Source organism: Vogesella amnigena, assembly GCF_042648905.1.
In the GTDB taxonomy this organism is placed as follows: Bacteria; Pseudomonadota; Gammaproteobacteria; order Burkholderiales; family Chromobacteriaceae; genus Vogesella; species Vogesella amnigena.
Map to the genome: position 1 here is coordinate 149112 of NZ_JBHRYH010000012.1, position 24845 is coordinate 173956.

Annotated in this window: 21 protein-coding genes and 3 tRNA genes; 15 read left to right on the top strand and 9 right to left on the bottom strand. The window is 62.5% G+C overall.

The annotated features are described in order from the left end of the window. From bamB to ACFOKJ_RS06220, 8 genes are all read left to right on the top strand, one after another. On the top strand, positions 1–1140 hold the full coding sequence (gene bamB, locus ACFOKJ_RS06185; RefSeq protein ID WP_390277545.1) for an outer membrane protein assembly factor BamB: 1140 nt from the start codon (positions 1–3) through the stop codon (positions 1138–1140). A 10-nt stretch (positions 1141–1150) separates the two neighbouring features. Continuing rightward, positions 1151–2515 carry a ribosome biogenesis GTPase Der gene (gene der / locus ACFOKJ_RS06190; RefSeq protein ID WP_390277546.1) on the top strand — a complete coding sequence of 455 codons (1365 nt, stop codon included), beginning with the start codon at positions 1151–1153 and terminating at the stop codon, positions 2513–2515. Positions 2516–2604: 89 nt separating this feature from the next. Then, positions 2605–2862, top strand: a complete 258-nt coding sequence (hfq, locus tag ACFOKJ_RS06195; protein ID WP_390277547.1) for an RNA chaperone Hfq — start codon at positions 2605–2607, stop codon at positions 2860–2862. A gap of 71 nt (positions 2863–2933) precedes the next feature. Further along, positions 2934–4067 carry a GTPase HflX gene (gene hflX, locus ACFOKJ_RS06200; protein WP_390277548.1) on the top strand — a complete coding sequence of 378 codons (1134 nt, stop codon included), beginning with the start codon at positions 2934–2936 and terminating at the stop codon, positions 4065–4067. Continuing rightward, positions 4054–5256, top strand: coding sequence for an FtsH protease activity modulator HflK (gene hflK / locus ACFOKJ_RS06205; RefSeq protein ID WP_390277550.1), 1203 nt, complete (start codon positions 4054–4056; stop codon positions 5254–5256). Before hflX ends, hflK begins: the two co-directional genes overlap by 14 nt. Positions 5257–5277: 21 nt before the next feature. Beyond that, on the top strand, positions 5278–6144 hold the full coding sequence (hflC, locus tag ACFOKJ_RS06210) for a protease modulator HflC (RefSeq protein WP_390277552.1): 867 nt from the start codon (positions 5278–5280) through the stop codon (positions 6142–6144). 99 nt (positions 6145–6243) lie between these two features. After that, on the top strand, positions 6244–7395 hold the full coding sequence (locus ACFOKJ_RS06215; protein WP_390277555.1) for an ATP phosphoribosyltransferase regulatory subunit: 1152 nt from the start codon (positions 6244–6246) through the stop codon (positions 7393–7395). A 31-nt stretch (positions 7396–7426) separates the two neighbouring features. Then, positions 7427–8722, top strand: a complete 1296-nt coding sequence (locus ACFOKJ_RS06220) for an adenylosuccinate synthase (protein WP_390277557.1) — start codon at positions 7427–7429, stop codon at positions 8720–8722. Between the two features lie 272 nt (positions 8723–8994). Here ACFOKJ_RS06220 and ACFOKJ_RS06225 read toward each other — a convergent pair whose 3' ends face one another. The 5 genes from ACFOKJ_RS06225 to ACFOKJ_RS06245 are packed head-to-tail and all read right to left on the bottom strand — an operon-like array spanning position 8995 to position 15138. Further along, positions 8995–9312 (bottom strand): rhodanese-like domain-containing protein, encoded by a 318-nt coding sequence (locus ACFOKJ_RS06225; RefSeq protein WP_390277559.1) that lies wholly within the window; start codon positions 9310–9312, stop codon positions 8995–8997. Continuing rightward, positions 9309–10676 carry a TolC family protein gene (locus ACFOKJ_RS06230; RefSeq protein WP_390277561.1) on the bottom strand — a complete coding sequence of 456 codons (1368 nt, stop codon included), beginning with the start codon at positions 10674–10676 and terminating at the stop codon, positions 9309–9311. Before ACFOKJ_RS06230 ends, ACFOKJ_RS06225 begins: the two co-directional genes overlap by 4 nt. Further along, positions 10673–10900, bottom strand: coding sequence for a YgaP family membrane protein (locus tag ACFOKJ_RS06235; protein ID WP_390277562.1), 228 nt, complete (start codon positions 10898–10900; stop codon positions 10673–10675). The genes ACFOKJ_RS06230 and ACFOKJ_RS06235 overlap by 4 nt, the downstream gene beginning before the upstream one ends. 12 nt (positions 10901–10912) lie before the next feature. Then, positions 10913–14104, bottom strand: coding sequence for an efflux RND transporter permease subunit (locus ACFOKJ_RS06240; protein ID WP_390277564.1), 3192 nt, complete (start codon positions 14102–14104; stop codon positions 10913–10915). Continuing rightward, complete coding sequence (locus ACFOKJ_RS06245) at positions 14104–15138, bottom strand: efflux RND transporter periplasmic adaptor subunit (RefSeq protein WP_390277567.1); 1035 nt, start codon at positions 15136–15138, stop codon at positions 14104–14106. The genes ACFOKJ_RS06240 and ACFOKJ_RS06245 overlap by 1 nt, the downstream gene beginning before the upstream one ends. Positions 15139–15258: 120 nt before the next feature. On the opposite strand from ACFOKJ_RS06245, the gene ACFOKJ_RS06250 reads away from it, so the two are divergent. Beyond that, the gene (locus ACFOKJ_RS06250) at positions 15259–15648 is read left to right on the top strand and encodes a rhodanese-like domain-containing protein (RefSeq protein ID WP_390277569.1); all 390 of its coding nucleotides are present in this window, start codon (positions 15259–15261) and stop codon (positions 15646–15648) included. Between the two features lie 40 nt (positions 15649–15688). Here ACFOKJ_RS06250 and ACFOKJ_RS06255 read toward each other — a convergent pair whose 3' ends face one another. The 3 genes from ACFOKJ_RS06255 to ACFOKJ_RS06265 all read right to left on the bottom strand — a co-directional run bounded on the left by ACFOKJ_RS06255 (position 15689) and on the right by ACFOKJ_RS06265 (position 17773). Beyond that, a complete protein-coding gene (locus tag ACFOKJ_RS06255) occupies positions 15689–16531 on the bottom strand; it encodes a hypothetical protein (protein WP_390277571.1) in 843 nt (280 codons plus the stop codon). A 318-nt stretch (positions 16532–16849) separates the two neighbouring features. Next, positions 16850–17356, bottom strand: coding sequence for a cytochrome C (locus tag ACFOKJ_RS06260; RefSeq protein ID WP_390277573.1), 507 nt, complete (start codon positions 17354–17356; stop codon positions 16850–16852). Between the two features lie 9 nt (positions 17357–17365). Next, complete coding sequence (locus ACFOKJ_RS06265) at positions 17366–17773, bottom strand: DUF1924 domain-containing protein (protein ID WP_390277575.1); 408 nt, start codon at positions 17771–17773, stop codon at positions 17366–17368. A 146-nt stretch (positions 17774–17919) separates the two neighbouring features. On the opposite strand from ACFOKJ_RS06265, the gene ACFOKJ_RS06270 reads away from it, so the two are divergent. Then, positions 17920–19467, top strand: a complete 1548-nt coding sequence (locus ACFOKJ_RS06270) for a 2Fe-2S iron-sulfur cluster-binding protein (RefSeq protein ID WP_390277576.1) — start codon at positions 17920–17922, stop codon at positions 19465–19467. An 86-nt stretch (positions 19468–19553) separates the two neighbouring features. On the opposite strand, the gene ACFOKJ_RS06275 is transcribed toward ACFOKJ_RS06270, so the two are convergent. Continuing rightward, positions 19554–20534, bottom strand: coding sequence for a recombination-associated protein RdgC (locus tag ACFOKJ_RS06275; protein ID WP_390277578.1), 981 nt, complete (start codon positions 20532–20534; stop codon positions 19554–19556). 92 nt (positions 20535–20626) lie between these two features. Here ACFOKJ_RS06275 and ACFOKJ_RS06280 point away from each other — a divergent pair. The 5 genes from ACFOKJ_RS06280 to ACFOKJ_RS06300 all read left to right on the top strand — a co-directional run bounded on the left by ACFOKJ_RS06280 (position 20627) and on the right by ACFOKJ_RS06300 (position 24780). Then, positions 20627–20703, top strand: a tRNA-Pro gene (locus tag ACFOKJ_RS06280). Positions 20704–20730: 27 nt separating this feature from the next. Beyond that, positions 20731–20807, top strand: a tRNA-Pro gene (locus ACFOKJ_RS06285). Between the two features lie 27 nt (positions 20808–20834). Continuing rightward, positions 20835–20911, top strand: a tRNA-Pro gene (locus tag ACFOKJ_RS06290). 813 nt (positions 20912–21724) lie between these two features. Continuing rightward, positions 21725–22441: a response regulator transcription factor gene (locus tag ACFOKJ_RS06295; protein WP_390277580.1), complete on the top strand. Its 717-nt coding sequence runs from the start codon at positions 21725–21727 to the stop codon at positions 22439–22441. After that, positions 22441–24780, top strand: coding sequence for a CHASE2 domain-containing protein (locus tag ACFOKJ_RS06300; protein ID WP_390277582.1), 2340 nt, complete (start codon positions 22441–22443; stop codon positions 24778–24780). Before ACFOKJ_RS06295 ends, ACFOKJ_RS06300 begins: the two co-directional genes overlap by 1 nt. The last annotated feature ends 65 nt before the right edge of the window (positions 24781–24845 follow it).

Below are 24845 nucleotides of genomic sequence, written 5' to 3' on the forward strand. Positions count from 1 at the left end.
ATGAAACGTTACTTGCTTGCTACCGCCATCGCCCTGCCCATGCTGTCGGGCTGCGCCTCCTGGTTTGCCGGTGAGGATGCCAACGAACCGACCGCCCTGGTCTCCATCAAGCCGGAGCAGTCGCTGCGGGTGAAATGGCAGGCATCGGTGCCGGCGGTGAAGGCCGGCATGTTCCAGCCGTTCTACGACGCCGGCAACTTCTGGCTGGCCAATGACGAAGGTCAGGTGCAGGCAGTGGACGCGCTCAGCGGGCGCACGGTTTCCCGTCTCGCCCTCAAGCAGGAGCTCAGCGCCGGTCCGGCAGTGGCGGACGGCCTGCTGTTTGTCGGTACCGTCGGCGGCGAACTGCTGGCGCTGAATGCGCAAAGCGGCAAGGAAGTATGGCGCCAGACGCTGACCAGCAAGCTGGCCGAGCCGCCGCAACTGGCGGGCAAGCTGCTGGTGACCCGCAGCGGCGATGGCCGCCTCACCGCCTTCGACCGCGCCACTGGCCGCCAGCTGTGGACCCAGTGGCAGCCGTTGCCGTCGCTGACCGTGCGCGCCACCTCGCCGCAGATCAAGACCGAAGGTGACGATGTGCTGTTGTCCGGTGAAACCGGTGGCAAGATCGCCGTCTACGCGGTGGAGCAGGGGCGCCAGCTGTGGCAGGCAACCGTGGCCAACCCGCGTGGCGCCAGCGAGCTGGAACGCGTTACCGACGTAGTGAGCCAGCCGGTATTCGACGGCCGCCGCGTGTGCGCCGTGGCCTTCCAGGGCCGTACCGCCTGCTTCGAGGCACGTGGCGGCCAACTGGCCTGGGCACGTGAGGTAGGCAGCAGTCGTGGCCTGTCGCTGGATGCCGGCGCGGTATACGTTACCGCTGAAGATGGCGCGATCTGGGCATTCGACATTGAGTCCGGTCGCAACCTGTGGAAGCAGGATGGCTTCCGCTATCGCAATGTCACCGCACCGGTGAAGCTGGGTAACCAGCTGCTGGTGCTGGATGGCGAAGGCTATGCACACCTGCTTTCGCCGCTTGATGGACACATGGTTGGCCGCAGCCGGCTCGATGTCAGCGGCACCATGAGCCGTCCGCTGGTGCTGGGTGATACCGCCTACGTATTCGGTAATAACGGTACCCTGGCTGCGCTGACCCTCTAAGCTGTAAAAGATGAAACCAACTATTGCCCTGGTGGGCCGCCCCAATGTGGGCAAATCAACCCTGTTCAACCGGCTGACCCGCTCGCGCGATGCGCTGGTGGCGGACCAGCCGGGTCTTACCCGCGACCGCCACTACGGCCACGGCCGGGTCGGCAGCAAGCCGTACCTGGTAGTGGATACCGGCGGTTTCGAGCCGGTGGTGGACGAGGGCATCCTGTTCGAGATGGCCAAGCAGACCCTGCAGGCAGTGGACGAGGCCGATGCCATCGTGTTCCTGGTGGATGGCCGTACCGGCATCACCCCGCAGGACAAGATCATCGCCAATCGTCTGCGCCAGGCCAAGCAGCCGGTATTCCTGGCGGTGAACAAGGCCGAGGGGGTCAGCCATGCCATGGCTACCGCCGAATTCCACGAGCTGGCGCTGGGCGAGCCGTATGCCATTTCCGCCTCGCATGGCGACGGCGTGCGCGAAATGGTGGAAATGGTGCTGGAGTTCTTCCCGGATGCCGAGGAAGAGGACAAGACCCATCACCCGAAATTCGCCATCATCGGTCGTCCCAACGTGGGCAAATCCACGCTGGTGAACGCGATCCTGGGTGAGGAGCGCGTGATTGCCTTCGACCAGGCCGGCACCACGCGCGACAGTATCTACATTGATTTCGAGCGCGAAGGCCGCAAATACACCATTATCGATACCGCCGGCGTGCGTCGTCGTGGCAAGGTCAACGAAACCATCGAGAAATTCTCGGTGATCAAGACCATGAAGGCGATCGAGGATGCCAACGTGGCGGTACTGGTGCTGGATGCGCAGCTGGATATTTCCGAGCAGGACGCCACCATCGCCGGTTTCGCGCTGGAAGCCGGCCGCGCGCTGGTGGTAGCGGTAAATAAATGGGAAGACCTGGAACTTCAGCAGAAAGACACCATCAAGCGAGATATCCTGCGCAAGCTGGGCTTTCTGGATTTTGCCAAGTTCCATTACATCTCGGCGCTGGAAGGCCGCGGCGTGGGCGATCTGTTCAAGTCCATCGATGCGGCCTACAAGGCGGCGATGAGCAAGCTGCCAACGCCCAAGCTGACCCGCATCCTGCAGGTGGCTACCGAGCGTCAGCAGCCGCCGCGTGCCGGTACCGTGCGTCCCAAACTGCGCTATGCGCACCAGGGCGGCATGAACCCGCCGATCATCGTGATTCACGGCAATGCGCTGGACCGGGTGCCGGAAAGCTATACCCGTTACCTGGAAGGCATGTTCCGCAAGGCGTTCCATCTGCAGGGCACGCCGCTGCGGGTGCAGTACAAATCGAGTGACAACCCGTTTGAGGTCGAAGCCACAGGCGGCAAGCCCGGATTGATGCGTCACAAGGGCCTCAAATAGTCGGCTGGAATTTTTTATGCTAAAAAGACTGCTAGCACCAGCCCGCTTGAACTGAATTACAAAAACTCTTTAGAAATCGGAGCAAAAAAATGAGCGCCAAAGGGCAAATGTTACAAGACCCGTTTCTGAACATCCTGCGCAAGGAACACGTACCGGTATCCATCTACCTGGTAAACGGTATCAAGCTGCAAGGGCAGATCGAGTCCTTTGACCAGTATGTCGTCCTGCTGAAAAACACCGTGACCCAGATGGTGTACAAGCATGCCATCTCCACTGTGGTACCGGCCCGCCCGGTAAACATTCCGCACGAGCATCACACTGCCAAGTCGGAATCGCAGGACGCCTGACCTTCGCATCATCTCGGGGGCTGGTCGATCATCGCTGATCGGCCAGCCCCCATTTCTTGAAAGTCCTCCCCGTGTTTGACCGTCCCGACCTGGGTGACCAGGCAGTACTGGTATGTCTGGATTTTGGCGAAGCCGACTATGAAGACGGCGTGGCCGAATGTGTGGAACTGGTGAAGGGCGCCGGCGTTGGCGTCTGCGGCATCGTGCGCGGCAAGCGCCAGCGCCCGGATGCGGCGCTGTACGCCGGCAAGGGCAAGGTAGAGGAGATTGCCGCCATGGTGCGCGCCACCGGCGCCAATGTGGTGATCTTCAATCACGACCTCAAGCCTATCCAGGAGCGTAACCTGGAGCGCGAGATGCAGTGCCGGGTGGTGGATCGCGTCAGCCTGATCCTGGATATCTTTGCCCAGCGCGCCCGTAGCCACGAAGGCAAGCTGCAGGTGGAGCTGGCGCAGCTGTCGCACATGGCCACCCGCCTGGTGCGCGGCTGGACCCACCTGGAGCGGCAGAAGGGCGGTATCGGCCTGCGCGGCCCGGGGGAAACCCAGCTGGAAACCGACCGCCGCCTGCTGGGCATCCGCGTCAAGGCGCTGAAAGAGCGGCTGGCCACGGTGCAGAAGCAGCGCAAGACCCAGCGCAAGGGGCGCGCGCGTTCCGGCGTGGCATCGGTATCCATCGTCGGCTATACCAACGCCGGCAAGTCCACGCTGTTCAATGCGCTGACCAAGGCCAATATCTATGCGGCCAACCAGTTGTTCGCTACGCTGGATACCACCAGTCGCCGCTTGTACATCAACCCTGAGGTATCCATCGTGCTATCGGATACCGTGGGCTTCATCCGCGACCTGCCACACTCGCTGGTGGCGGCATTCCGCGCCACGCTGGAAGAAACCATCTCCGCCGACCTGCTGCTGCACGTGGTGGACTCCGCCAGCGACACCCGCGACCGCCAGATCGAGGAAGTGAACAAGGTGCTGCAGGAAATCGGCGCCGATGACGTTCCGCAGCTGCTGGTGTGGAACAAGACCGATCTGCGCGAGCTGCCGCCGGAGAGTATCCGCGACGAGCATGGCCAGATCAGTGGTGTACGGGTGTCGGCACTGACCGGTGCCGGGCTGGAACTCCTGCGGGAGGCGATTGCCGAACGCGTGTCCTCAACGACAGCAACGCATTCTCAACAAGAAGATAGCCATGGCACAGAATGACAACAATCGCGGACCTAACGACGGCCCGCCGGATCTGGACGAAGTATTCCGTCAACTCAACGAAAAACTGTCCCGCCTGCTGGGCGGCAAGCCACGACAGCCGCAGCAGCCGCAACAACCAGATGGCGGCGGCAATGGTGGCGGCCCGCGCCTGGGCAGCAGCGGCATGCGCTTTGGTGCCGCCGGCCTGCTGCTGGTGCTGGGCGGCCTGTGGCTGGCCAGCGGTTTCTACGTGGTGGATGCCCGTGAAGAGGGCGTGGTGCTGCGACTGGGCAGTTACGATCGCACCAGCGATTCCGGCCTGCAGTGGCATGCGCCATGGCCGTTCGAGACCGTGGAAATCGTCAACCTGACCCAGCTGCGCAGCGTGGAAATCGGCTATCGCAGCAATGCCAAGAACCGGGTGCAGGAAGAGTCGCTGATGCTCACCGAAGACCAGAACATCATCGATGTACAGCTGTCGGTGCAGTACGACGTGAAAGACGCGCGCGACTTCCTGTTCAACAACCTGGCGCTGGAAGAAGACGCCCAGGACGTGGTGAAGCAGGCGGCGGAAACCGCCATCCGCGAAGTGGTTGGCCGCAATCGGGTGGACTTCGTGCTGAACGAGGGCCGTGGCCAGGTGGCAGCGGAAACCCAGGGCATCATGCAGGGCATCCTGGACCGCTACCGGCTGGGTGTGCGGGTAGCCAAGGTCAACATCAACGATGTGCAACCGCCGGAACCGGTGATCGCCGCCTTTGACGACGCGGTGAAAGCCGGTCAGGACAAGGAAAAACTGCGCAACGAAGGCCTGGCCTACGCCAATGACGTGGTGCCCAAGGCCCAGGGCCTGGCATCGCGACTGCTGCAGGAAGCCGAAGGCTACAAGCAGCGGGTAGTCTCCACCGCCGAGGGTGATGCCGCGCGCTTCCAGAGCGTGCTGGCCGAATACAGCAAGTCGCCCAAGGTGATGCGTGATCGCCTGTACCTGGACATGATGCAGCAGGTGCTCAGCAACAGCAGCAAGGTGTACGTGGATCAGAAGGCCGGCAACAATCTGCTGTACCTGCCGCTGGACAAGCTGATGCAGCAGGCCGGCAATGACAAAGCGGAGACCCGTGCACCGGTGGTGCCGCCAGCCGCAGAAACCCAGCCTGAGTCGGCGCCGCGTGCGCACACCGAACGCGAAGTCATTCGCGGCCGCTAAGAGGATACCCAGATGGAACGCATGTTTCCCGTCGTAATCGCCGTGGCGGCCGGCCTGCTGGTGGCAGCCGGTTCGCTGTTTACCGTAGACCAGCGCCAGTTCGCCATGGTGTTCCAGTTTGGCGAGGTAGTCAGCATCGTCAAGGAGCCGGGCATTCACTTCAAAGTGCCGCTGATGCAGAACGTTCGCTTCTTTGACCGCCGCATCCAGACCATCGACCCGGAAGCTCCGGAGCAATTCAACACCCGCGAGAAGAAGAACGTGCTGGTGGACAGCTTCGTGAAGTGGCAGGTAGTGGATGTGGAGCGCTTCTACAAGAGCGTGGGCGGCAACGAAACCGTGGCGGTACAGCGCCTGCGCCAGACCATCAATGACGGCCTGCGCGCCGAATTCGGCCAGAAAACCGTAGCCGACGTGATTTCCGGCAAGCGTGACGAAGTGATGGAGATCGTGCGCAAGCGTGCCGACAGCGAGGCGCAGAAAATCGGCGTGGCGATTCTCGATGTGCGCCTAAAGCGTGTGGACTTCCCGGAGAAGATCAGTGATTCGGTATACGAGCGGATGAACTCCGAGCGTCGCACCGTGGCCAATCAGCTGCGCAGCGAAGGTTCCGCCGAGGCCGAGCGCATCCGTGCCGACGCCGACCGCCAGAAGGAAGTGGTGCTGGCGGCTGCCTATAGCAAGGCGCAGCAGCTGAAGGGCGAGGGCGATGCCAAGGCTGCGGCCATCTACGCGCAGGCCTATGGCAAGAATCCCGAGTTCTACGCCTTCTGGCGCAGCATGGATGCCTACAAGCAGACCTTCCGCAACAAGAGCGATGTACTGGTGGTGGATCCGAGTTCGGATTTCTTCAAGTACTTCAAGCGTGCGCAACCCGGAGCACGCTGATACAATTTGGTCTGACCATTGGCGCGTAGCTGGCACGGCTGCGCTGCCGAATAACAAGGCGGGATCCTGAATCCCGCCTTTTCTTGTGTGTAAGGCAAAATGCGCAACTGGCTGTTACCCGAACATATCGCCGACATCCTGCCGGCAACCGCCCGTCAGGTGGAAACCGCCAAGGCGGCGATGCTGGAGCTGTTCCGAGTGTCCGGCTACGAACTCGTGCTGCCACCGCTGGTGGAGTACGCCGATGCACTGGTGTCCGATGACGACACCACGCTGGATCTGAAAACCTACAAGCTGGACGACCATCTGTCCGGCCGTCAGCTCGGCCTCCGGGCCGACATCACGCCGCAGGTGGCGCGTATCGACGCCCATCTGCTGTCTTCCCGTACCGGTGTTACCCGCCTGTGCTACGCAGGCAGCGTGGTGCATGCCCGCCCCGGCGGCCTGATGAGCTCGCGCGAGCCACTGCAGGTTGGCGCCGAGCTGTACGGTTACGCCGGCATCGAGGCAGACGTGGAAATCATCGGCCTGATGCTGGATGCGCTGCAGCAGGTTGGCGTGCAGCAGGTACGCCTGGACGTGGGCCATATCGGCATCTTCCGCGGCCTGGCCGCCGCTGCCGGCCTGGCTGCCGACGTGCGCCAGGAGCTGTTCAGCGCATTGCAGGCCAAGGATGTGGCCACTGCCGCTGAGCTGGTAGCCGGCGTGGCAGAGCCGTATCGCAGTGCCTTCCTGGCCCTGCCGGAGCTGTATGGCCCGGCCAGCGTGCTGGAAAAGGCGCGCAACCGCCTGCCGTCGCTGCCGGAAATCGAACTGGCGCTGATGCAGCTGTCCGCCATTGCCGCCGCCGTGGGGGACCGCGTGCAGGTGAGCTTCGACCTGGCCGAGCTGCGTGGCGATGCCTACCACACCGGCCTGATGTTTGCCGCCTACGCACCGGGCTGGTCCGAGGCGCTGGCGCGTGGCGGCCGCTACGACAACGTTGGCCGCCGCTTCGGCCGCGCCCGTCCGGCTACCGGTTTCAGCCTGGATCTGCGCGACCTGGTACGCATCCTGCCGCAGCGCGACAGCGCGCAAGGCATCAAGCTGGCTGCGCGCCTGCTGCCGCAAGCTGCCGCCAGGGTGGCCGAGCTGCGTGCCGCCGGCGAGCGCGTGATCATCGATTACCTGGGCGAATCTGCCGATGCACTCAACTGCGACCGCGAACTGCAGTTCGTCGCCGGCGAGTGGCAGCTGGTCCCTTTCAAATAATTTGAACTTGAAACAGAAGAGGTTTTTTCCAATGTCCAAGAATGTCGTGGTGATCGGTACCCAGTGGGGTGACGAAGGCAAGGGCAAGATTGTTGACTGGCTGACCGACCACGCGCGTGCCGTGGTGCGCTTCCAGGGCGGCCACAACGCTGGCCACACCCTGTGGGTGAACGGCAAGAAAACCGTTCTACGCCTGGTACCGTCCGGCATCCTGCGCGAAGGCGTGGAATGCTTCATCGGCAACGGTGTGGTGCTGTCGCCGGAAGCGCTGCTGAAGGAAATCGACGAACTGGAAGCCGCTGGCGTCAACGCTTCGGCCCGCCTGAAGATTGCTGAAGGCTGCCCGCTGATCCTGCCGTACCACGTGGCACTGGACCAGGCGCGCGAAGCTGCGCTGGGCGCCGGCAAGATCGGCACCACCGGCCGCGGCATCGGCCCCTGCTACGAAGACAAGGTAGCTCGTCGCGCGCTGAAGGTGATCGACCTGTTCAACCCGGAACGCTTCGCGGCCAAGCTGAAGGAAAACGTAGACTACTACAACTTCCTGCTGACCAATCTGCTGAAGGCCGAGCCGGTAAGCTACGAAACCATCCTGGCCGACACCATGCAGCAGGCCGAGCGCATCAAGCCGATGGTGGCCGATGTCTCCCGCACCCTGTACGACATGGACAAGGCTGGTACCCCGATCCTGTTCGAAGGCGCTCAGGGCACCCTGCTGGACATTGACCACGGTACCTACCCGTTCGTGACCTCGTCCAACTGCGTGGCCGGTGCTGCTGCACCGGGCGCCGGCGTACCGCCGCAGATGCTCAACTACGTGCTAGGCATCGTGAAGGGTTACTGCACCCGCGTGGGCTCCGGTCCGTTCCCGTCCGAGCAGGACAATGAAGTCGGCGCCTTCCTGGCCAAGCAGGGCAACGAGTTCGGCTCCGTGACCGGTCGTCCGCGTCGCTGTGGCTGGTTCGATGCCGCCGCGCTGAAGCGCTCGATCCAGATCAACGGCGTTTCCGGCCTGTGCGTAATGAAGCTGGACGTGATGGACGGCCTGGAAGAGATCAAGCTGTGCACCGGCTACATGCTGGATGGCAAGCTGGTTGACATCCTGCCGTTCGGTTCCGATGCCGTGACCAAGTGCGAGCCGGTATACGAAACCATGCCGGGCTGGAGCGAGTCCAGCGTGGGCGTCAAGCGCTGGGAAGACCTGCCGGCCAACGCCCAGGCCTACCTGAAGCGTATCGAGGAAGTGTGCGGCGCGCCGGTAGACATCGTGTCCACCGGCCCGGACCGCGAAGAAACCATCGTGCTGCGTCACCCGTTCGGCCTGTAAGCCAGCGCGTCAGGCAGCAAACAAAAGGCACCGTCGAGAGACGGTGCCTTTTTTCATGCCGCTGATTCGGGGCTTGGCAACCCGGACTGGTAGCCCGGCTTGATCGCCCGGACCGGTAGCCCGGCTTGGTAGCCCGGATAAGCGCAGCGCATCCGGGGAAATCGGGGAAACCAGCGCATCCGGGGTGACAGTGCATTTCTGGAAAGCGTCCGCAACGTTGGCCGCAGTCCCCGGATGCGCCTGCGGCTTATCCGGGCTACGAAGTTACGACGTTACGAAGCCTGCTTCAGCCAGGCCGTAGCCTGCTGGCGGGTGCGGGCATTGTGTACCTGGCGTAAACCCGCCTGTTGCAGCTGGCGGCAGGCGGCGGCGCTGCGCATGCCGCTGGCGCAGTACAGCACCAGCGCCGGCGGGGCGCTGGCCTGCAGCCGGGCGATGTGGCTGCCCAGCTGTGCCAGCGGGATGTTGATGGCACCGGGCGCGTGCCCGGTTGCATATTCCTGCGGTTCGCGCACGTCGATCAGTAGCGTGCCGGCAGGCAGGCTGGGCGGCGCGGCGGGGGTAAACAGCTGCTTCAGCCAGGCGATCATGGTTGTGTTCCGTTCTGCGTGAACAGCGGGTGTAGATTGGTGAGCACGCTGTCGTCCAGCATGCCGGCGGCAGCATGCAGGGCCAGCCAGTGGTATAGCGTCTGGTAGCGCAGCAGCGCGCGCTGCTTCACCACCTCTGCCACGCCCTGTTCGGCATTGAGCAGATCCAGCGTGGTGCGCGCGCCTTCCTCACGCCCCATGCGGGTGGCGTCCAGTTGGCGGCGGGCGGCCTGTTCCGCTTGTTGCAGTGCGGCCAACCTTGCCTGGCCCTGTGCCACGCCCAGCCACGCGCTGTGCACCGCGTCGTTCACTGCCAACTCGGTGGCGCTGACACCGGCTTCGGCAGCTTCCTGGCGTGCCAGTGCCTCGCTGTACCTGGCATCGCGATAGCCGCCGCTATACAGCGGAATGTTCAACTCCACGCCAATGAATTGCTGCTTGCCGCGCTGGCTGGCATCGCCATTGCGCCAGCGCTCGTCGCCGGCGCGCGCTACCAGTTCCAGTTTCGGGCTGCCGCTGGCGCTATGCTTGCCGGCTTCCAGTCGCGCCGCATCACGGCCGGCCTGGCTGGCCTGCAGCTGCGGGTTGTGGCTGCGTGCCTGCTGCTGCCAGTCGGTCAACGCTGCCAGCGCGGGCAAGGGCAGGGTGCTGCCGGCGGGCAGGTCCTGCAGCTGTGCCGCTGGCAGGCCGGTGACATCAGCTAGCCGCTGTGTGGCTAGCTGGCGTTGTTGCTGCAGCGCCAGGGTGTCGGCATCCAGCAAGGCCAGTCGGGCGCGCGCTTCTTCCAGGTCGGTGATTGGCGCATCGCCAGCCTGATAGCGGGCCTCGGTGGCGTTCAGTGCTTCGTGGGTGGCGCGCTGCTGCTGCGCTAGCGCTTCCAGCTGGGCGTTAACCGACAGCACGTCGAAGTAGCGTGCGGCCAACTGCAGCATGGCCTGTTGCCGGGCGGCGACAAGGTTGGCCGCACCGGCGGCACCTTGCGCTGCCAGCTGGCCGGCGTTGGCGCTGGCCGTGGCGTCGTACAGCGGCTGGCGGGCTTCCAGCCGCCACCACTGCCGCGTGCCGCTGCTGACCTTGCTTTCGAATTCCACCTGGTTCGAACTCATGCCGGGCATGGCAAAACGCGCGCCCTGGGTGAGCTGATCCATGCTGCCCCAGCCGCTACCGGCCACCAGGCCGAGCTTGGGCAGCAGCATGGAGCGGCCTTGTGCCGCCAGAGTGCTATCTGCCCGGCCGGTAGCCTCGCTGGCGGCCAGCTGCGGGTCGTGCCCGCGCGCCGCCTGCCAGGCCTGCATCAGATCCAGTGCCTGGGCGGCCGGCGCCAGTGCCAGCGCAATGAGGCTGACCAGTAGCCGGCGTGTCATTTGCCGGCTCCGCAGCTGGCCTGTTCCGGCACGCCCAGCTTTTTCAGCAGGATGGCCAGCGGGCAAAAGTTGGTGAGCGAGAACTGGAACAGGTTGGCGCCGACGAAGGTGGCGAGCCACAGCCAGTATTTGCTGACGAACAGCGGGCTGGCTTCGGCGCCCAGTGCCAGCGACAGCAGGATCATCAGGCCGGCAAAAAAGCGGATGGCGCGTTCGATGGTCATGGTGGTTTCCTTTCAGTGTTGGGTATCCGCGGCCTGGCCACGGAAGGCGATGTAGTACAGCAGCGGGATCACCACCAGCGTCAGCAGGGTGGAGACCAGAATGCCGAAGATCAGCGAGATGGCCAGCCCGTTGAAGATCGGATCGTCGAGGATGAACAGCGCGCCTATCATCGCCGCCAGGCCGGTCAGCGCGATCGGCTGCGCGCGGGTGGCGGCGGAGCGCACCACGGCGCTGGCCAGATCCATGCCGCTGGCCACCTCCAGGCGGATGAAGTCCACCAGCAGGATGGAGTTGCGCACGATGATGCCGGCCAGCGCGATCATGCCGATCATGCTGGTGGCGGTGAACGGCGCGCCCAGCAGCGCATGGCCGGGCATCACGCCCACCAGCGTCAGCGGAATCGGCGCCATGATGATCAGTGGCATCAGGTAGGAGCCGAAGTGCGCCACCACCAGCAGGTAGATCAGCACCAGGCCCACCGCGTAGGCGGCGCCCATGTCGCGGAAGGTTTCATAGGTGATCTGCCATTCGCCGTCCCACTTGATGGCGTACTGGCGCTGGGTGTCCTGCGGCTGGTGGATGAAATATTCGCCCAGCGGCTGCAGGTTGGCGGTGTGGATGCCGGCAAGTTGGCCGCGCATCGCGAACATGCCGTACAGCGGGCTGTCCTCGCCACCGGCCATGTCGCCCACCACATAATCCACTGCCACGCCGTCCTTGCGCATGCGGGCGCGTTCCACCTCGGCCGGCACCGCGCGCACCAGGCTAGACAGCGGCAGCACGCTGCCATCGCCGGCGCGTACCGGCAGCGCCAGCAGCGCATCGGTATTGGCCTGCGCCGCCAGCGGCAGGCGCAGTTGTACCGGCACCGGGTACTTGCTGTTGTCGTGCAGCCAGGTGGCGTTGTCGCCGCCCAGCCCTGCGGCCAACGTTGACACGATGGCGGCCTGCGGCACGCCGCGCTGCATGGCTGTTTCGCGGTCGATCTGCAGCACGGTTTTCGGGCCTTGCGGCTGCACGCTGCTGTCCACGTCCACGATATGGCTGCTGCGCTTGAATACCGCTTCCAGCTGCTGCGTCACGCTGGCGCGGCCGGCGGCGGACGGGCCGTAAACCTCGGCCACGATGGGCGCCATCACCGGCGGGCCGGGCGGCACTTCCACCAGCTTGATGCGTGCGCCGTAGCGTTGGGCAATCTGGGTGAGTGCCGGGCGGTAGCGCAGCGCGATGCGGTGGCTGGATTCGCTGCGCTGGTGTTTATCCAGCAGGTTGATCAGCATGTCGCCGCTTTCATAGCCGCTGCGCAGGTAGTACTGGCGCACCAGACCGTTGAAGTTGATCGGCGCGGCGGTGCCGGCATAGGCTTGGTAGTTCACCACCTCCGGCTGCTTGCCCAGCCAGGCGCCCATGTCCTTCATCAGCGCGGCGGTGTCCTCCAGAGGGCTGCCGGCCGGCATGTCCACCACCAGCTGCAGCTCGGACTTGTTATCGAACGGCAGCATTTTCAGCACCACCAGTTTGGCCACCGGCAGCGCCAGCGACAGCAGCACCATGCCGGCTACGCCGAACCACAGCAGCGAGCGTGCACGGCCGCCGCGTTGCGGGTGCAGGAACGGCGCGAACACCTTGCCGGCCAGCGGCTGCAGTTTTGCGGCCAAGCCATCGTGATGCTGGTGGGTCCTGGCCAGCCACAGCCGCGACAGCCATGGGGTAAGGATGAAGGCGATGGCCAGCGAGATCAGCATGCCCATGGAGGCATTGATCGGGATCGGGCTCATGTACGGGCCCATCAGACCGGAGACGAAGGCCATAGGCAGCAGCGCGGCAATCACGGTCAGTGTGGCCAGGATGGTGGGGCCGCCCACTTCGTCCACCGCGCGCGGAATCAGCTCGCCCAGGCTGGCTTGCGGGTGCAGCTGGCGGTGGCGGTGAATGTTCTCCACCACCACGATGGCGTCGTCCACCAGGATGCCGATGGAAAAAATCAGCGCGAACAGCGATACGCGGTTCAGCGTGAAGCCCCAGGCCCAGGAGGCGAACAGGGTGGCGGTAAGTGTCAGGATCACCGCCACGCCGACGATGGCGGCCTCGCGCCGGCCCAGCGCCAGCATCACCAGCGCCACTACCGAGGCGGTGGCGAAGGCCAGTTTCTGGATCAGCTTCTGCGCCTTGTCATTGGCGGTAGCGCCGTAGTTGCGGGTGGGGGTGACCTCGACATGGTCTGGTATCACCGTGCCATGCAGCTGGTCGACGCGCGCCAGCAGCGCATCGGCGATGTCCACCGCATTCTGGCCCGGCTTCTTGGTGACGCTGATGGTGACCGCCGGCGCTTCGCCCTTGGCATCGCCATACCACACGTAGCGCGATGGCTGCTGCGGGCCGGCGCTGACTTCGGCCACATCGCGCAGGTATACCGGCTTGCCGCCGCGCACCGCCACGATCAGCTCGGCCACCTGCTGCGCATTCTGCAGGAAGGGGCCGGCCTCCAGCGTGATGGCGCGCTGGTCCACAGTCTGGCCCAGCGGCAGCGCGAAGTTGGCGCCGGCCAGCGCGCGGCGCAGATCATCCACCGTCAGGCCGGTGGAGGCCAAGCTTTGCGGCTGTAGGCTCACATTGATGGCCTGGCCAGGGCCGCCGATGGTAGTGACTTCGCGCGTGCCGGGCACGCGCTTCAGCTCGCCTTCCAGCGCGTGGGCGATGCGTTCCAGGTCAAAGTTGCCCAGGCTGTTGTCGCGGCTGTGCAGGGTGAAAGTGACGATGGGCACATCGTCGATGCCCTTGGGCTTGATTAGCGGCTGGCCCACGCCCAGGCCGGGCGGCAGCCAGTCGGCATTGCTGTTTACGGTGTCATAGAGACGTACCAGTGCATCGATGCGCGGTACGCCGACCTTGTACTGCACGGTAATCACCGCCATGCCGGGGCGCGACACGCTGTAGACGTGGTCCACTCCGTCGATCTGGCCCAGCACCTGTTCGGCCGGCTGGGCCACCAGGCTTTCCACACTGTCGGCGCTGGCGCCGGGGAAGGGGATCAGCACATTGGCCATGGTGACGTTGATCTGCGGCTCTTCTTCGCGCGGCGTCACCAGCACCGCGAACAGCCCCAACAGCAGTGCCACCAGCGCGATCAGCGGCGTGATGCGCGCCTGCTGGAAGTAGGCCGCCAGCCGGCCGGCGATGCCCATCTTGTCGCTAGCGTGCATCAGCGTGCTCCTGCCGGCGAGGTAGCCAGTGCCGCTGCCTGCTCGGCGTTGGCCGCAATGCGATCACCAGCTTTCAGGCCGGACAGCACCGGGTAAGTATTGCCCTGTGGCGTGCCCAGCCGTACGTAGCGCAGGCCAGGTTTGCCGGCGGCATCCACCACGTAGACGGCATCGAACTCGCGCTGGTGGCTCACGGCAGCAGCCGGCACGCTCAGACGGCTGTCAGCCTGGCCACGGGTAACAAAGCTGGCGCTGGCCATCTCGCCCACTGCCGGCTGGCTACCGGCGGCCAGGTTGATGCGCACGGTACGAGTCTGGCTGCCGGCGTCGGTGGCCGGGAACCACTCGATGCGGCCAACCTTGAGCGTCTGGCCGCGCCAGCTCACGCTCACCGGCGCATCCTGGCGGATGTCGGCATAGGCACTGGCCGGCAGTAGCAGCTCCACGCGCAGCGCGTTCGGGTCATACAGCTCCACAATCGGCTGGCCAGGCATCGCCAGCGCGCCCTGGTCGCCATTGACGCGGGCGATGGTGCCAGCAAACGGCGCGGTGAGGCGGTACAGCCCGGCCTGGGCGCCGGCGGCGCGGGCGGCAGCGATCTGCGCCTGTACTTGTGCCTGGGTAGTTTTCAGTTGTGCCTGGGCGCGCTCCAGTGCGGCGGCGCTCAGGTATTGCTTGGCGGCCAGCGCCTGGGTGCGCTGGTACTCGCGGCGTGCCTGTTCCAGCTGGGCGTTGGCCGCGGCGATCTGTGCCTGGCTGGCGGCGGCATTCTGCTGCGCTGCTTCGCCATCCACCTGTGCCAGCAACTGGCCGGTCTTTACCTGCTGCCCGGCCTGTGCGGCCAGTGTAGTGAGGCGGCCAGCCACCGGTACCGACAGCTGCGCGCTGCGCTGTGACTGGATCACCCCCTGGATGCTGTACTGCTGTGCACTGATACTGCCGCCCAGCTGGATGGTGGCCAGTGGTGCGGCCTGCAGACAGGCGGGGGCAGCCAGTAAGCCGGCAAAAAAAAGCGGGTGGCGGAACATGGACATGCTCTCCAGAGTTCTATATGCTTCATAACATAATATAAAAAACTATAATGTTCAAGCCAGCGATATTCCCAACCAGGGATGCCAGCTGTCTATTTATCGATGTTCATCTAGGAGAAGTCCATGCTCAAGCAAACCGCTCATGACCTGGTAATGGCTGCCAAGGCGCAGATTCAGGAATGCACGCCGCAGCAGGCGGCGGAACAGTTGGCCGCAGGGCAGCGGCTGGTGCTGGATGTGCGCGAAGCGGACGAGTACGCGGCCGGACATTTGCCGGGCGCGGTGAACATTCCGCGTGGCGTGCTGGAATTCCGTTTGTCGGCAGATGCGGCAATGGCAAACAGCGCGCAGCCACTGTTGGTGTATTGCAAGAGTGGTGGCCGCTCGGCACTGGCGGCCAGGGTATTGCAGGAGATGGGGTACAGCCAGGTGCTATCGGTGGCGGGCGGTTTTGATGCCTGCGTGGCGGCAGGCCTGCCGGTAGCGGCGCCGCCGTCGATCAGCTACAGCTGAGGGTGGTCACTTCACGCGCCCGGCATCGCCGGGCGCAGTGCTAGAACAGCCCGAAAATATTCATCAGCGCAAACACCAGTACAAAGCTGGTAACGCCGGTGAGTATCAGATTGGTGTGCCGCTCCTTGGCCAGCGAGGCTTCCAGCGCGCGTTCCTGATGCTTGGTGGCATTGAGCTGCTTTTGCAGCTCCAGCTTTTCATTGTCCAGCCGTGCCACGGTATCCAGCAGCAGGTTCAGCGGCACCTCGGTTACCTTGTCGCTTTCCCAGCTGCTGATCAGGTTCCCGGCACGACTCTTGAAATAGCGGCCGGCACGCTGCTCGCTATCTATCCATTCAAAGTCGAAGCCCTGTGCCGCCAGGCGTGCATTGCGCTTGATGCGGGCTTCTTCGCCATCTGCCTCCGGGCTGGGAACATTGGCCGGCGCCACGCTGTAGTCGGGAAAGTGATTCTTCAGCCACTGGATTACCTGCGCATAGGCATAGCCGGTAAGCCCCAGATTGGCCAGCTCCGGGCTAAGCAGGAAGCCGGAACGCGGGCCAAAGAACACACTGCGTCGCGGATGGTCCACGCAAACCTGTATGCAGTTGCGGGTGTTCATCCAGTCGCTGGCTTCGCCCTGCATCGGCTTCCACTGGGTGCCATGCACCAGCGCGTAGGTCTGGAACTGGATGCGGAAAAAATCGGATTGCTGGGTCTTGGCGAAGCTGCGGCGCGCAAACACGTAGATGATGTCGCCATTGTTGTTCAATGCCAGCAGCTGATCACCATGCGTGGCGGCAAAACCGGCGAGCAGGGTTTCGTTTTCCAGGGGCGGAAGCTCCACGGCTTCCGGAGCGGTGGCATTGTTGGTGACGGCGGGTCTGCTGGCCTTGATATTCATGAGGTAGTGGCAACTGCGGCTGATCAACCCCGCAAGCGTACACGATTTTTATCGAACTGAAAGCGGTACTGCCGGGCTGAGCGCTTGTGGTGCAGGGTTGGGCATGCCGCCCTGTTGTTGGGCGTGGCATGGCCCATGCTGGCGCCATGCCAGGGGGCTGCTGTGCCGCCCGGCCGGAAAAAGTGCTGGCACGCTGTTTGCTCTTACCCTGCTGCGGAGTCTGCATGCAGACCCCCCGCTTGAGAGTCTGTCCCGTTGCTTCTGTCTCACCATTATCCGAGACCGCCCGTTCCAGCCGGAACGGGCGACTTTTTTTGTTCAGCGCGGGATGCTTACGCCATCCTCATCAAAGTCTCCCTTGTCTGCGCCGCTATGACAGGCCTGGCAGTTGGCCGCACTACCAATCGATTTACGCCGCCAGACATCGGCACGGACTTCATCATGCTTGTTGATGAACCAGGCGGTGGTGGTGATGCGCGGCGGCTCACCCGCCTTGGCGCGTACCACCGGCTGTTTGTTGGCGGCAGATGCCACGCGCAGAAAGTCGCGAATGGTTTTTTCATCGCCGGCATCCAGCGTGGCATTGCTGCCATAGTGATTTTTCAGGGTATCCATGTGCTGCTGCCAGGCGGCTGGCGGCAGCAGGCACGGTGGATAGGCCATGTGGCAGCTGCTGCATTCGGTTTTCCACACCGCGGGCGCCTTGGCGCTGATTGCCAGCTGTTTTGGTCGCTTGCCGCCGCTTCCATGTTCGTCATCGTCGGCATGGGCCAGCCCGATGAGTGCCAGGGTTGCGGCCAACAACAGGGAGTAGGACGTTTTCATGTTGCCTCCTTACTTCACCGTGAGAATCCAGCTGATCAGATCGCCCTTTTCCTGGGCACTGCACTCGCGTTTGAACACATCGTCGCAATTGCGCAGAAACCATTTCTCGACCTTTTTCACATCGCTAAAACGTGCCGGCGTGATGGACGGGGCAAATGGCTCCAGCGTGCGGAAGGCGGGGGTCTTGCCTGGCTTGCGTGGGTCGCTGGTGTGGCAGCTGGCACAGCTCATGGTTTTACCGCTGGCCGTGCTCTCCCGGTAATACAGCGCCTTGCCGCGCTCGGCGGAAAAGCCGCTGAACGCCGGGTTCTGTTGCTTGGCTTGTTGCTGGTACTGCGCCAATAGAGCGGGGTTTGCCTGGGCGCTGCCAAGCAGAGTGCCAAACAGCAGGGCAAACAGCAGGGATGATGATTTCATGACGGGCTCCTGGTTGATGCGTGATGTCAACATAACCATGTTGCCTTAATGGGAAATTAATATGCTGCTGGCGTGACGGGTTAATCCGCAGTTAAGTCTGTGCGCTCAGGCTGATGGCTGTTGTCATCCTGCTTGAGGAAATTGTCATGAAGCCGTTTTCCCGCTTCCGCCTGTACCACTGGTTGCTGGTGCTGCTGTTTGCCACCGCATTCATCACTGGTGACGATGCAGGACTGTTGCACGTGTGGTTGGGCTATGGTCTGGTCGCGGTGCTGGTTTGGCGCCTGTTTGCGGCCATATTGCGCTTGCGTGGTTTTGCCTCGATGTTGCCCTCCTGGCGGGGGTGGTCTGGTGCTGCTGGTAGCAGCTGGGGGCGCCTGCTGGTGTGCGGCATGGTGCTGCTGATGGCGGGTACGCTGTATACCGGCGTAGCGCTGGTGGATAACGCGGCGGCCTTGTCGGAAGGATTGTCCAGCGTGCTGCCATCCGCCCGGGCCGATGATGGTGTGGAAGCGACTGGCAGCCTGCTGGGGCTGGGGGACAGCGAAGAGCTGCATGAAGTGCTCGCCAATGCCAGCCTGCTGTTGATTGGTTTGCATATTGGCTGGCTGCTGGTCTATCGCCGGCAGCAGGTATGGGCCATGCTTGTCGGTAGCCGTGCTGTGGCGGCCTCTGCCTCCGCAGATACGACTGCCGCGGCCAGCCGCGCCATGCAGCTGACTGTCGTTGCCATCGAGCAGGAAACCGCGGATACGCGCAGCTTCCGCCTGGCCATCCCCGCCGCCTTGCGGACGCAGCTGGCGTTTCTGCCTGGGCAGTACCTGACGGTGCGAGTGCCGCTACCTGGTGGTGCAGTGTGGCGCTGCTATTCCTTGTCCGGGCTGCCGGGCGAGGACACCTTGCGCATCACCGTTCGGCAGTTGTCCAACGGGGCGGCATCCAGTTGGCTGCATCGGCATCTGGCCGTGGGTGACAGCCTGACAGCCCTGCCGCCTGCCGGTCGCTTCGTGCCGCATTCACTGGACGACGATATGCTGTTGCTGGCTGCCGGCTGCGGTATCACGCCCCTGTACAGCATCCTGCAAGCAATGCTGCAGCAGGGGCATGGCAAGGTGAAACTGGTGTATAGCTGCAGCCAGCGGGAACAGGCGATTTTCCGGCAGGCCTTGCTGCAATTGCAGCAGGCCTACCCGCAGCGCTTCTGTCTGCATTGGCATGCCAGTGCACAGCAGGGGCGGCTGGACAGCGCTGTTCTGGGGCAGTTGGCCGCAGGCTGGTTGCATGCCCAGGCATTTATTTGTGGACCTGAAGCTTTCATGGCGCTGGTGGAGCAGACGCTATTGCAGCAAGGCATGGCATCGGCACAAGTGCATCTGGAACGTTTTGCCCATGTCACTGGCCGCCAGGGGGCGGGGCAGTCCAGTCAGTTGTGGGTGCACGATCAGGGGCGGACGCATGCGGTCACCGTGGCTGCAGGAGAGGTGCTGCTGGATGCCATGCAGCGTAGTGGTCTGCAACCGCGACATGATTGCCGGGCCGGGCTATGTGGCAGTTGCCGCTGCCGCGTGGAAAAGGGGCAGGTACTGCTGCGCAGCAACCAGGTATTGACCGATGAGGAGTTGGCCGCAGGCTGGACGCTGGCCTGCCAGGCCGAGGCGTGTAGCGATGAGCTGGAAATCCGTTACGAGCACTGACCACGGCAGTGCGCGGCCAAGTGTGCTCGGCACGCACATCCACCGCCGGTGGATACCGACGATGGATGCGCGCCATGTTGCTGCGCTTAATCCCAGGGAACGTCCGGGTTGCTCTCGGTGCTAGCGCTTGCGGTTGCCATTGCAGTGGGAACGTTGGCCGCACGCTGGCTATCTTCCAGCCCGCCTAGTGCTGCTACCAGCTCGTCCACCAGTTCGCCCAGCTCTTCCGCCATCAGCAGGAAGGTGGCTTCGAACAGGCTGGCCATATCGTCGCCTGCCTGGCTGGCCTCTTCCTGCAGCACGTCCAGGAACTGCAGGCGCTTGAGTTGCAGCTGATCGGTAAGCACGAAGCGGATGCGCTCGCGCCAGATCAGGCCGATGCGGGTGACCTGCTTGCCGGTGGCGATATGCTGGCGAATCTCTTCTGCCGTCAGATCGATACGCGTGCAGCGCACCACGGCGCCATTCTCGCTGCCATCTTTCAGTTCACACTCGGCATCCAGTTCGAATCCACCGGGGGCTTCGCCACTGGCCAGCCAGTCGGTCATCGCCGCATGCGGCGACAGCGCGGTACGCGGCAGTGCCGCCGGGAACGGCGGCAGCGCCTCGCGCAACTGCGATACCAGGCTTTCCGCCTTGCTGGCGGTACCGCTATCCACCATCAGCCAGCCACGCTGGCGATCGATATAGGCCGTAGTACGGCTGGAGCGGGTGAAGGCACGCGGCAGCAGATCGTCTGTGATCTGTTCCTTCAGTGCCAGTTTTTCCTTGCGGCCAACCTTGCGTAGTTCCTGGTTTTCGATCTGGCTGATCTTGCTGTCCAGATGGTCGCGGATCACACCTGCTGGCAGCACCTTGTCTTCGCGGCGCAAGCTCAACATGGCATAACCACGCTGGCTGAACAGCGGGCTGTCGAGATGGCCGGCAGGGCTTACCCAGCCTTCGCTGAACCAGTCCAGACCGGAGCAGCGCTGAAATGGACGGGCGCTCAGACAGTCGGCCAGCTTGTCGGTATCGATGGCGAAATTTTCGTCCAGGCGGAAAAAAGAGAGTTGCTTAAACCACATATTTGATAGATAATCTTTTGCCTCGGTGATCGACAGATTGTATCGCAAAAACGCTGCAGTCTTTGAGTCTTTCACGATGGATGAATTCAAGGCGGGGTGTAGCTTAGCCTGGTAGAGCGCTACGTTCGGGACGTAGAGGCCGGAGGTTCGAATCCTCTCACCCCGACCAGATTCATTCATATTGCAAGTTTGAGTACGGGGTGTAGCTTAGCCTGGTAGAGCGCTACGTTCGGGACGTAGAGGCCGGAGGTTCGAATCCTCTCACCCCGACCAGATAACACTTGCAATCACAATTCGATACGGGGTGTAGCTTAGCCTGGTAGAGCGCTACGTTCGGGACGTAGAGGCCGGAGGTTCGAATCCTCTCACCCCGACCAGATTCAAAAAGCCGGAACAGCAATGCTGTTCCGGCTTTTTTGCATTCATACTCCTTGCGCGCTATTTCCCCCTCCTGCCGGCTGCTTGTCTGCTTTCGCTGTGCCATAAATCCCTTTCATATTGCATTCCCTTGTTTATTGTTTTTTATCTAAACGGCATTGATTTTGTCATGCATTGCGTGACTTTCTGAAAATCATCCAGAGAATACATGTTAAGCACGGCAAAAAGGCGGCGGGCATTTTATGCTGATGGTGATGTGGGCGCACAGCGCACGCTGGAAGGCAAAAGAGAGGTTGGGGTGTGGGCTGGTTGTTGTTTAAGATGAATCTGATTCACTGTTGTGTGTGGTGATAATTTAATTTGGTTGAGATTTGATTATAGAAATGTCAATTTCTCACCAGTGCACATGGAATATTGAGTTGTGATTTTCCGTGTTATGGATGTTGCATAAATTATTGTATTCTTGTCGGTATATTCCGAAATGACTGCAAACATCTTTTATCAACGTACAAGCATGCTAGCATGGGTTAGATATTATTTTGTTTTCGCCTGACAATTGCTTGGATGCGACTGGTGCTATTCATGTATGCAAGCCCCGCCAGAAAAGCGTTGGCTTACAAGAGTAAAGCCGGTCAATGTCGGCAGTGCGCCAGGGGTGCCGGTGCTGGCAGCGATGCGATTCAGGTAATTGTACCGGTAGTGTGTAGCGAGCAGGTGTTGTCCACGGTAGCGGTCCCACCAGTGAACAGGGTGTAGCTAAATCCAGAGTTCATTCTCCGTTGCCATTTTCTACTGAAGAACGGGAGTAAATCATGCGCGTTGCAACGCTTGATGATGATCAGGATCAACTCGAATTGACTAAGTATACGCTGAAAGCAATCGGTCATGAGTGCCATACCTTTACCACCGGGAAAGACCTGACCCGGCATTTGTCACGCGATAATTTTGATTTGATTATCCTGGACTGGAATCTGCCGGATACGCGGGGGCCGGAAGTCGTTAAATGGATTCGCAGCTATGTCAAGGAACGGGTACCGATCCTGTTTCTGACGGTGCGCGATGACGAGGCCGCAATCGTCGAGGGGCTATCCGCCGGAGCCGACGACTTCATGGTCAAGCCAATGCGGATCGGCGAGCTGACCGCCCGGGTGACCGCCCTGTTGCGCCGGGTCTATCCCAAACAGACTGCAGGCGAAAAGAAATGGGGTATTTATTATTTCAATGCCGCCACCTGCACGGTTGAAATCGATGGCGAGCCGGTAGTGTTGAAACAGAAGGAATTTGAGCTGGCATTATTCCTGTTTCGCAATATGGGGCGTCTGCTGTCTCGTCAGTACCTGCTCGACTCCTTGTGGACAGCCACCAATCCCACCGGCACGGATCTAATGAGCCGTTCGCTGGATACCCATATCTCGCGGGTACGCAACCTGTTGCGCTTGCGTCCGGAGAATGGCTACAAGCTCAGCTCTGTCTACGGCCAGGGTTACCGGTTGGAAACATTGGTTGAAGAGAGTCGGGAGCTGTCCTGATGAATTTGCCCTGGCAGTTGCTGCGCTCACAGCGGGCCTCCTGGAGCCTGTTGCTGCTACTTTCCTGCCTGCTGTATCTGCTGGTACGGGGCACGCTGGTTGCCCAGATGGTAGATCAGAGCATTCTTGACCGCTGGCAGGGCTTGCAGGCGCTATCCCCCGCAGGGGGCTACCAGTCGCCGGTACTGATAGTCGATGTCGACCAGCGTAGCCTTGAGCGCATGGGGGCATGGCCACTGCCGGAAAGCTTGTATGGCAAGCTGATTGATCGAGTGATGCAGGCCAGGGCCAGGGCAATCGGTTTCGATCTGCCTGTGCCGCGCTTGAGCATGATGCGTGACGAAACCATGGAACGGGCGCTGTTCAACTGGAAGAAGCGCGTAGTCATGCCGGTAGGTAGCTGGGATACCGTGCCCTACCACCGGCGGGCACAGCTGGAATTGCAGCCAGACCCCGATGGCGTGTTGCGCCGTATTCACCTGTACGCAGGCCCGGAGGGTGGGGTACGTTGGCCGCATCTGGCACTGGCTACGCTGGAGGCGGCTGGGCTGGCGCCGCAGCCCGCAACCTGGAGCAAATCCGGCAGCGGCAGTTTCCAGGGCACGGTGGCCATGGACATGAATGGCACCATTGCTGCCGGTGCCGGCTGGCAGCGGGATGCCACTATCGGCATTGCCTTTGGCCGCAACCTGGATGGGCACGAACATGTCTCCTTGCTGGAGGTTCTGGACGGCACCATTCCGGACTCGCTATTGCGGGACCGTGTCGTTCTGGTGGGGGTGACGGCCAAAGCCCTGGTAACACCATTGAGGGTCCCTCTGGATGCTGCCGGTGGGCAGTTGCTTCCGGTGGAAATCGTGGCGGATGGCATTGATTCCATTCTGTCCGGCAGCACTATCGGTCCGCTGCGGCTGGGTGTGGAGTGGTTGCTGGAGCTTGGCGTATTGCTGCTGCTTCTACTGGGGCTGTACCGGCTCAGCCCGGTGGGGTCGCTGTTGATGTGGCCGCTGGCCAGTGGCGGGCTGCTGCTGCTGTCGGCAAGCCTGCAGGCATTTGCTGGTCTGGCCTGGGGGCCAAGTACGCTGATTGCGGTATATACCGTGGCGGCCATTGCCTGGAGTATCCGCGGCATGATCGGCCCGCTGATGCTGGTGCTGCAGTCAGGCAAACTGTTGGGAGATGGTGCTGCCAAGCAGGCCTCGGGCCGCTTGTTGTTCTCCTGGAAGCTGCAGGACCTGGAGCGTAGCCTGCAAGCCTTGCGCCAGGCGCTGGCTGAGCAGCGCAGCGCCTACTATCTGATGGTGGATGCGCTGGATAACCTGCCGGATGCCGCCATGGTGTGCGATCAGCGGCAAACCATCCGGCTGGCCAACCAACAGGCTGCTCGTCTGTTCGGGGTGGCGGTGGCAGCTGAATTGGAAGGCAAACCGCTCGAATATTGCCTGCGGCCGTTGGCGACCACGCCGGAAATCGCTGTCGACTTGCTGCAGCGGCTGGAAACGCTGTCACTGGAAAGAGAGCAATTCGAGTTGCAGGACATCCAGGGACGGAATCTGGTGATCAAGCAGGCGCCGGTGTTTGCCAGCGACGGCAATATTTCCGGCTGCGTGTTGATGCTGGCCGATGTCACCTTGCAGCGTAATGAACAGCGCCAGCGCGATGATGCCCTGTATTTCCTCAGCCACGATTTGCGGGAGCCACAGGCGTCATCACTGGCATTGTTGGGCCTGATGCGCCATCAGCCGGATGCCATGCCACTGCCGGTATTGATTGAGCGCCTGGAAAAGCATACCCGCCGTGCCCTGGCATTGGCGGAAGGGTTTATCCAGCTGCAGCGCGCCCAGACCGCGTCTTTCCATGTTGATCACTACGACCTGGCCGCGCTGTTGGCCGAGTGTGTCGATGACCTGTGGGAGTATGCGCAACAGGCTGAAGTCCCCTTGCTGTATGCAGATAGTGATGTGTCCGTGCCAGTGATGGTGGATAGGGAAATGGTGGCGCGTGCCATCAACAACCTGATCAACAACGCCATCAAGTTCTCCCCTGCCGGCAGCACGGTGGAGTGCCGGGTGGAGGTTCAGGGCCGCGAGTGCGCGGTGGTGGTGCGCGACCACGGCGCCGGCATGTCACACGACACACTGGTGCATATCTTCCGCCCGTTTTATCGCAGTGCTACGGAAAGCCGGGTCAACGGTGCCGGTCTGGGATTGCCGATGGTAAAGGCAGTGGCCGAGCGGCATGGCGGCTCTGTTGCCGTATGGAGCGAGCTGGACCGTGGCAGCGAGTTCCGTTTGATACTGCCGTTGTCTACCGAAGAAACCACGCTGGCGCTGGAGTAGGCCAGGCCGCCTGGCCGCCAAGGGTGACCAGGCCCCGTGAACCCGTAGTGGTGCCCGGCAAACAG

Bases quoted from the DNA above. Each gene is read 5' to 3' on its own strand.
- bamB (WP_390277545.1), top strand. From the start codon at position 1: ATGAAACGTTACTTGCTTGCTACCGCCATCGCCCTGCCCATGCTGTCG.
- der (WP_390277546.1), top strand. From the start codon at position 1,151: ATGAAACCAACTATTGCCCTGGTGGGCCGCCCCAATGTGGGCAAATCA.
- hfq (WP_390277547.1), top strand. From the start codon at position 2,605: ATGAGCGCCAAAGGGCAAATGTTACAAGACCCGTTTCTGAACATCCTG.
- hflK (WP_390277550.1), top strand. From the start codon at position 4,054: ATGGCACAGAATGACAACAATCGCGGACCTAACGACGGCCCGCCGGAT.
- hflC (WP_390277552.1), top strand. From the start codon at position 5,278: ATGTTTCCCGTCGTAATCGCCGTGGCGGCCGGCCTGCTGGTGGCAGCC.
- ACFOKJ_RS06215 (WP_390277555.1), top strand. From the start codon at position 6,244: ATGCGCAACTGGCTGTTACCCGAACATATCGCCGACATCCTGCCGGCA.
- ACFOKJ_RS06220 (WP_390277557.1), top strand. From the start codon at position 7,427: ATGTCCAAGAATGTCGTGGTGATCGGTACCCAGTGGGGTGACGAAGGC.
- ACFOKJ_RS06225 (WP_390277559.1), bottom strand. From the start codon at position 9,312: ATGATCGCCTGGCTGAAGCAGCTGTTTACCCCCGCCGCGCCGCCCAGC.
- ACFOKJ_RS06230 (WP_390277561.1), bottom strand. From the start codon at position 10,676: ATGACACGCCGGCTACTGGTCAGCCTCATTGCGCTGGCACTGGCGCCG.
- ACFOKJ_RS06235 (WP_390277562.1), bottom strand. From the start codon at position 10,900: ATGACCATCGAACGCGCCATCCGCTTTTTTGCCGGCCTGATGATCCTG.
- ACFOKJ_RS06240 (WP_390277564.1), bottom strand. From the start codon at position 14,104: ATGCACGCTAGCGACAAGATGGGCATCGCCGGCCGGCTGGCGGCCTAC.
- ACFOKJ_RS06245 (WP_390277567.1), bottom strand. From the start codon at position 15,138: ATGTCCATGTTCCGCCACCCGCTTTTTTTTGCCGGCTTACTGGCTGCC.
- ACFOKJ_RS06250 (WP_390277569.1), top strand. From the start codon at position 15,259: ATGCTCAAGCAAACCGCTCATGACCTGGTAATGGCTGCCAAGGCGCAG.
- ACFOKJ_RS06255 (WP_390277571.1), bottom strand. From the start codon at position 16,531: ATGAATATCAAGGCCAGCAGACCCGCCGTCACCAACAATGCCACCGCT.
- ACFOKJ_RS06260 (WP_390277573.1), bottom strand. From the start codon at position 17,356: ATGAAAACGTCCTACTCCCTGTTGTTGGCCGCAACCCTGGCACTCATC.
- ACFOKJ_RS06265 (WP_390277575.1), bottom strand. From the start codon at position 17,773: ATGAAATCATCATCCCTGCTGTTTGCCCTGCTGTTTGGCACTCTGCTT.
- ACFOKJ_RS06270 (WP_390277576.1), top strand. From the start codon at position 17,920: ATGAAGCCGTTTTCCCGCTTCCGCCTGTACCACTGGTTGCTGGTGCTG.
- ACFOKJ_RS06275 (WP_390277578.1), bottom strand. From the start codon at position 20,534: ATGTGGTTTAAGCAACTCTCTTTTTTCCGCCTGGACGAAAATTTCGCC.
- ACFOKJ_RS06295 (WP_390277580.1), top strand. From the start codon at position 21,725: ATGCGCGTTGCAACGCTTGATGATGATCAGGATCAACTCGAATTGACT.
- ACFOKJ_RS06300 (WP_390277582.1), top strand. From the start codon at position 22,441: ATGAATTTGCCCTGGCAGTTGCTGCGCTCACAGCGGGCCTCCTGGAGC.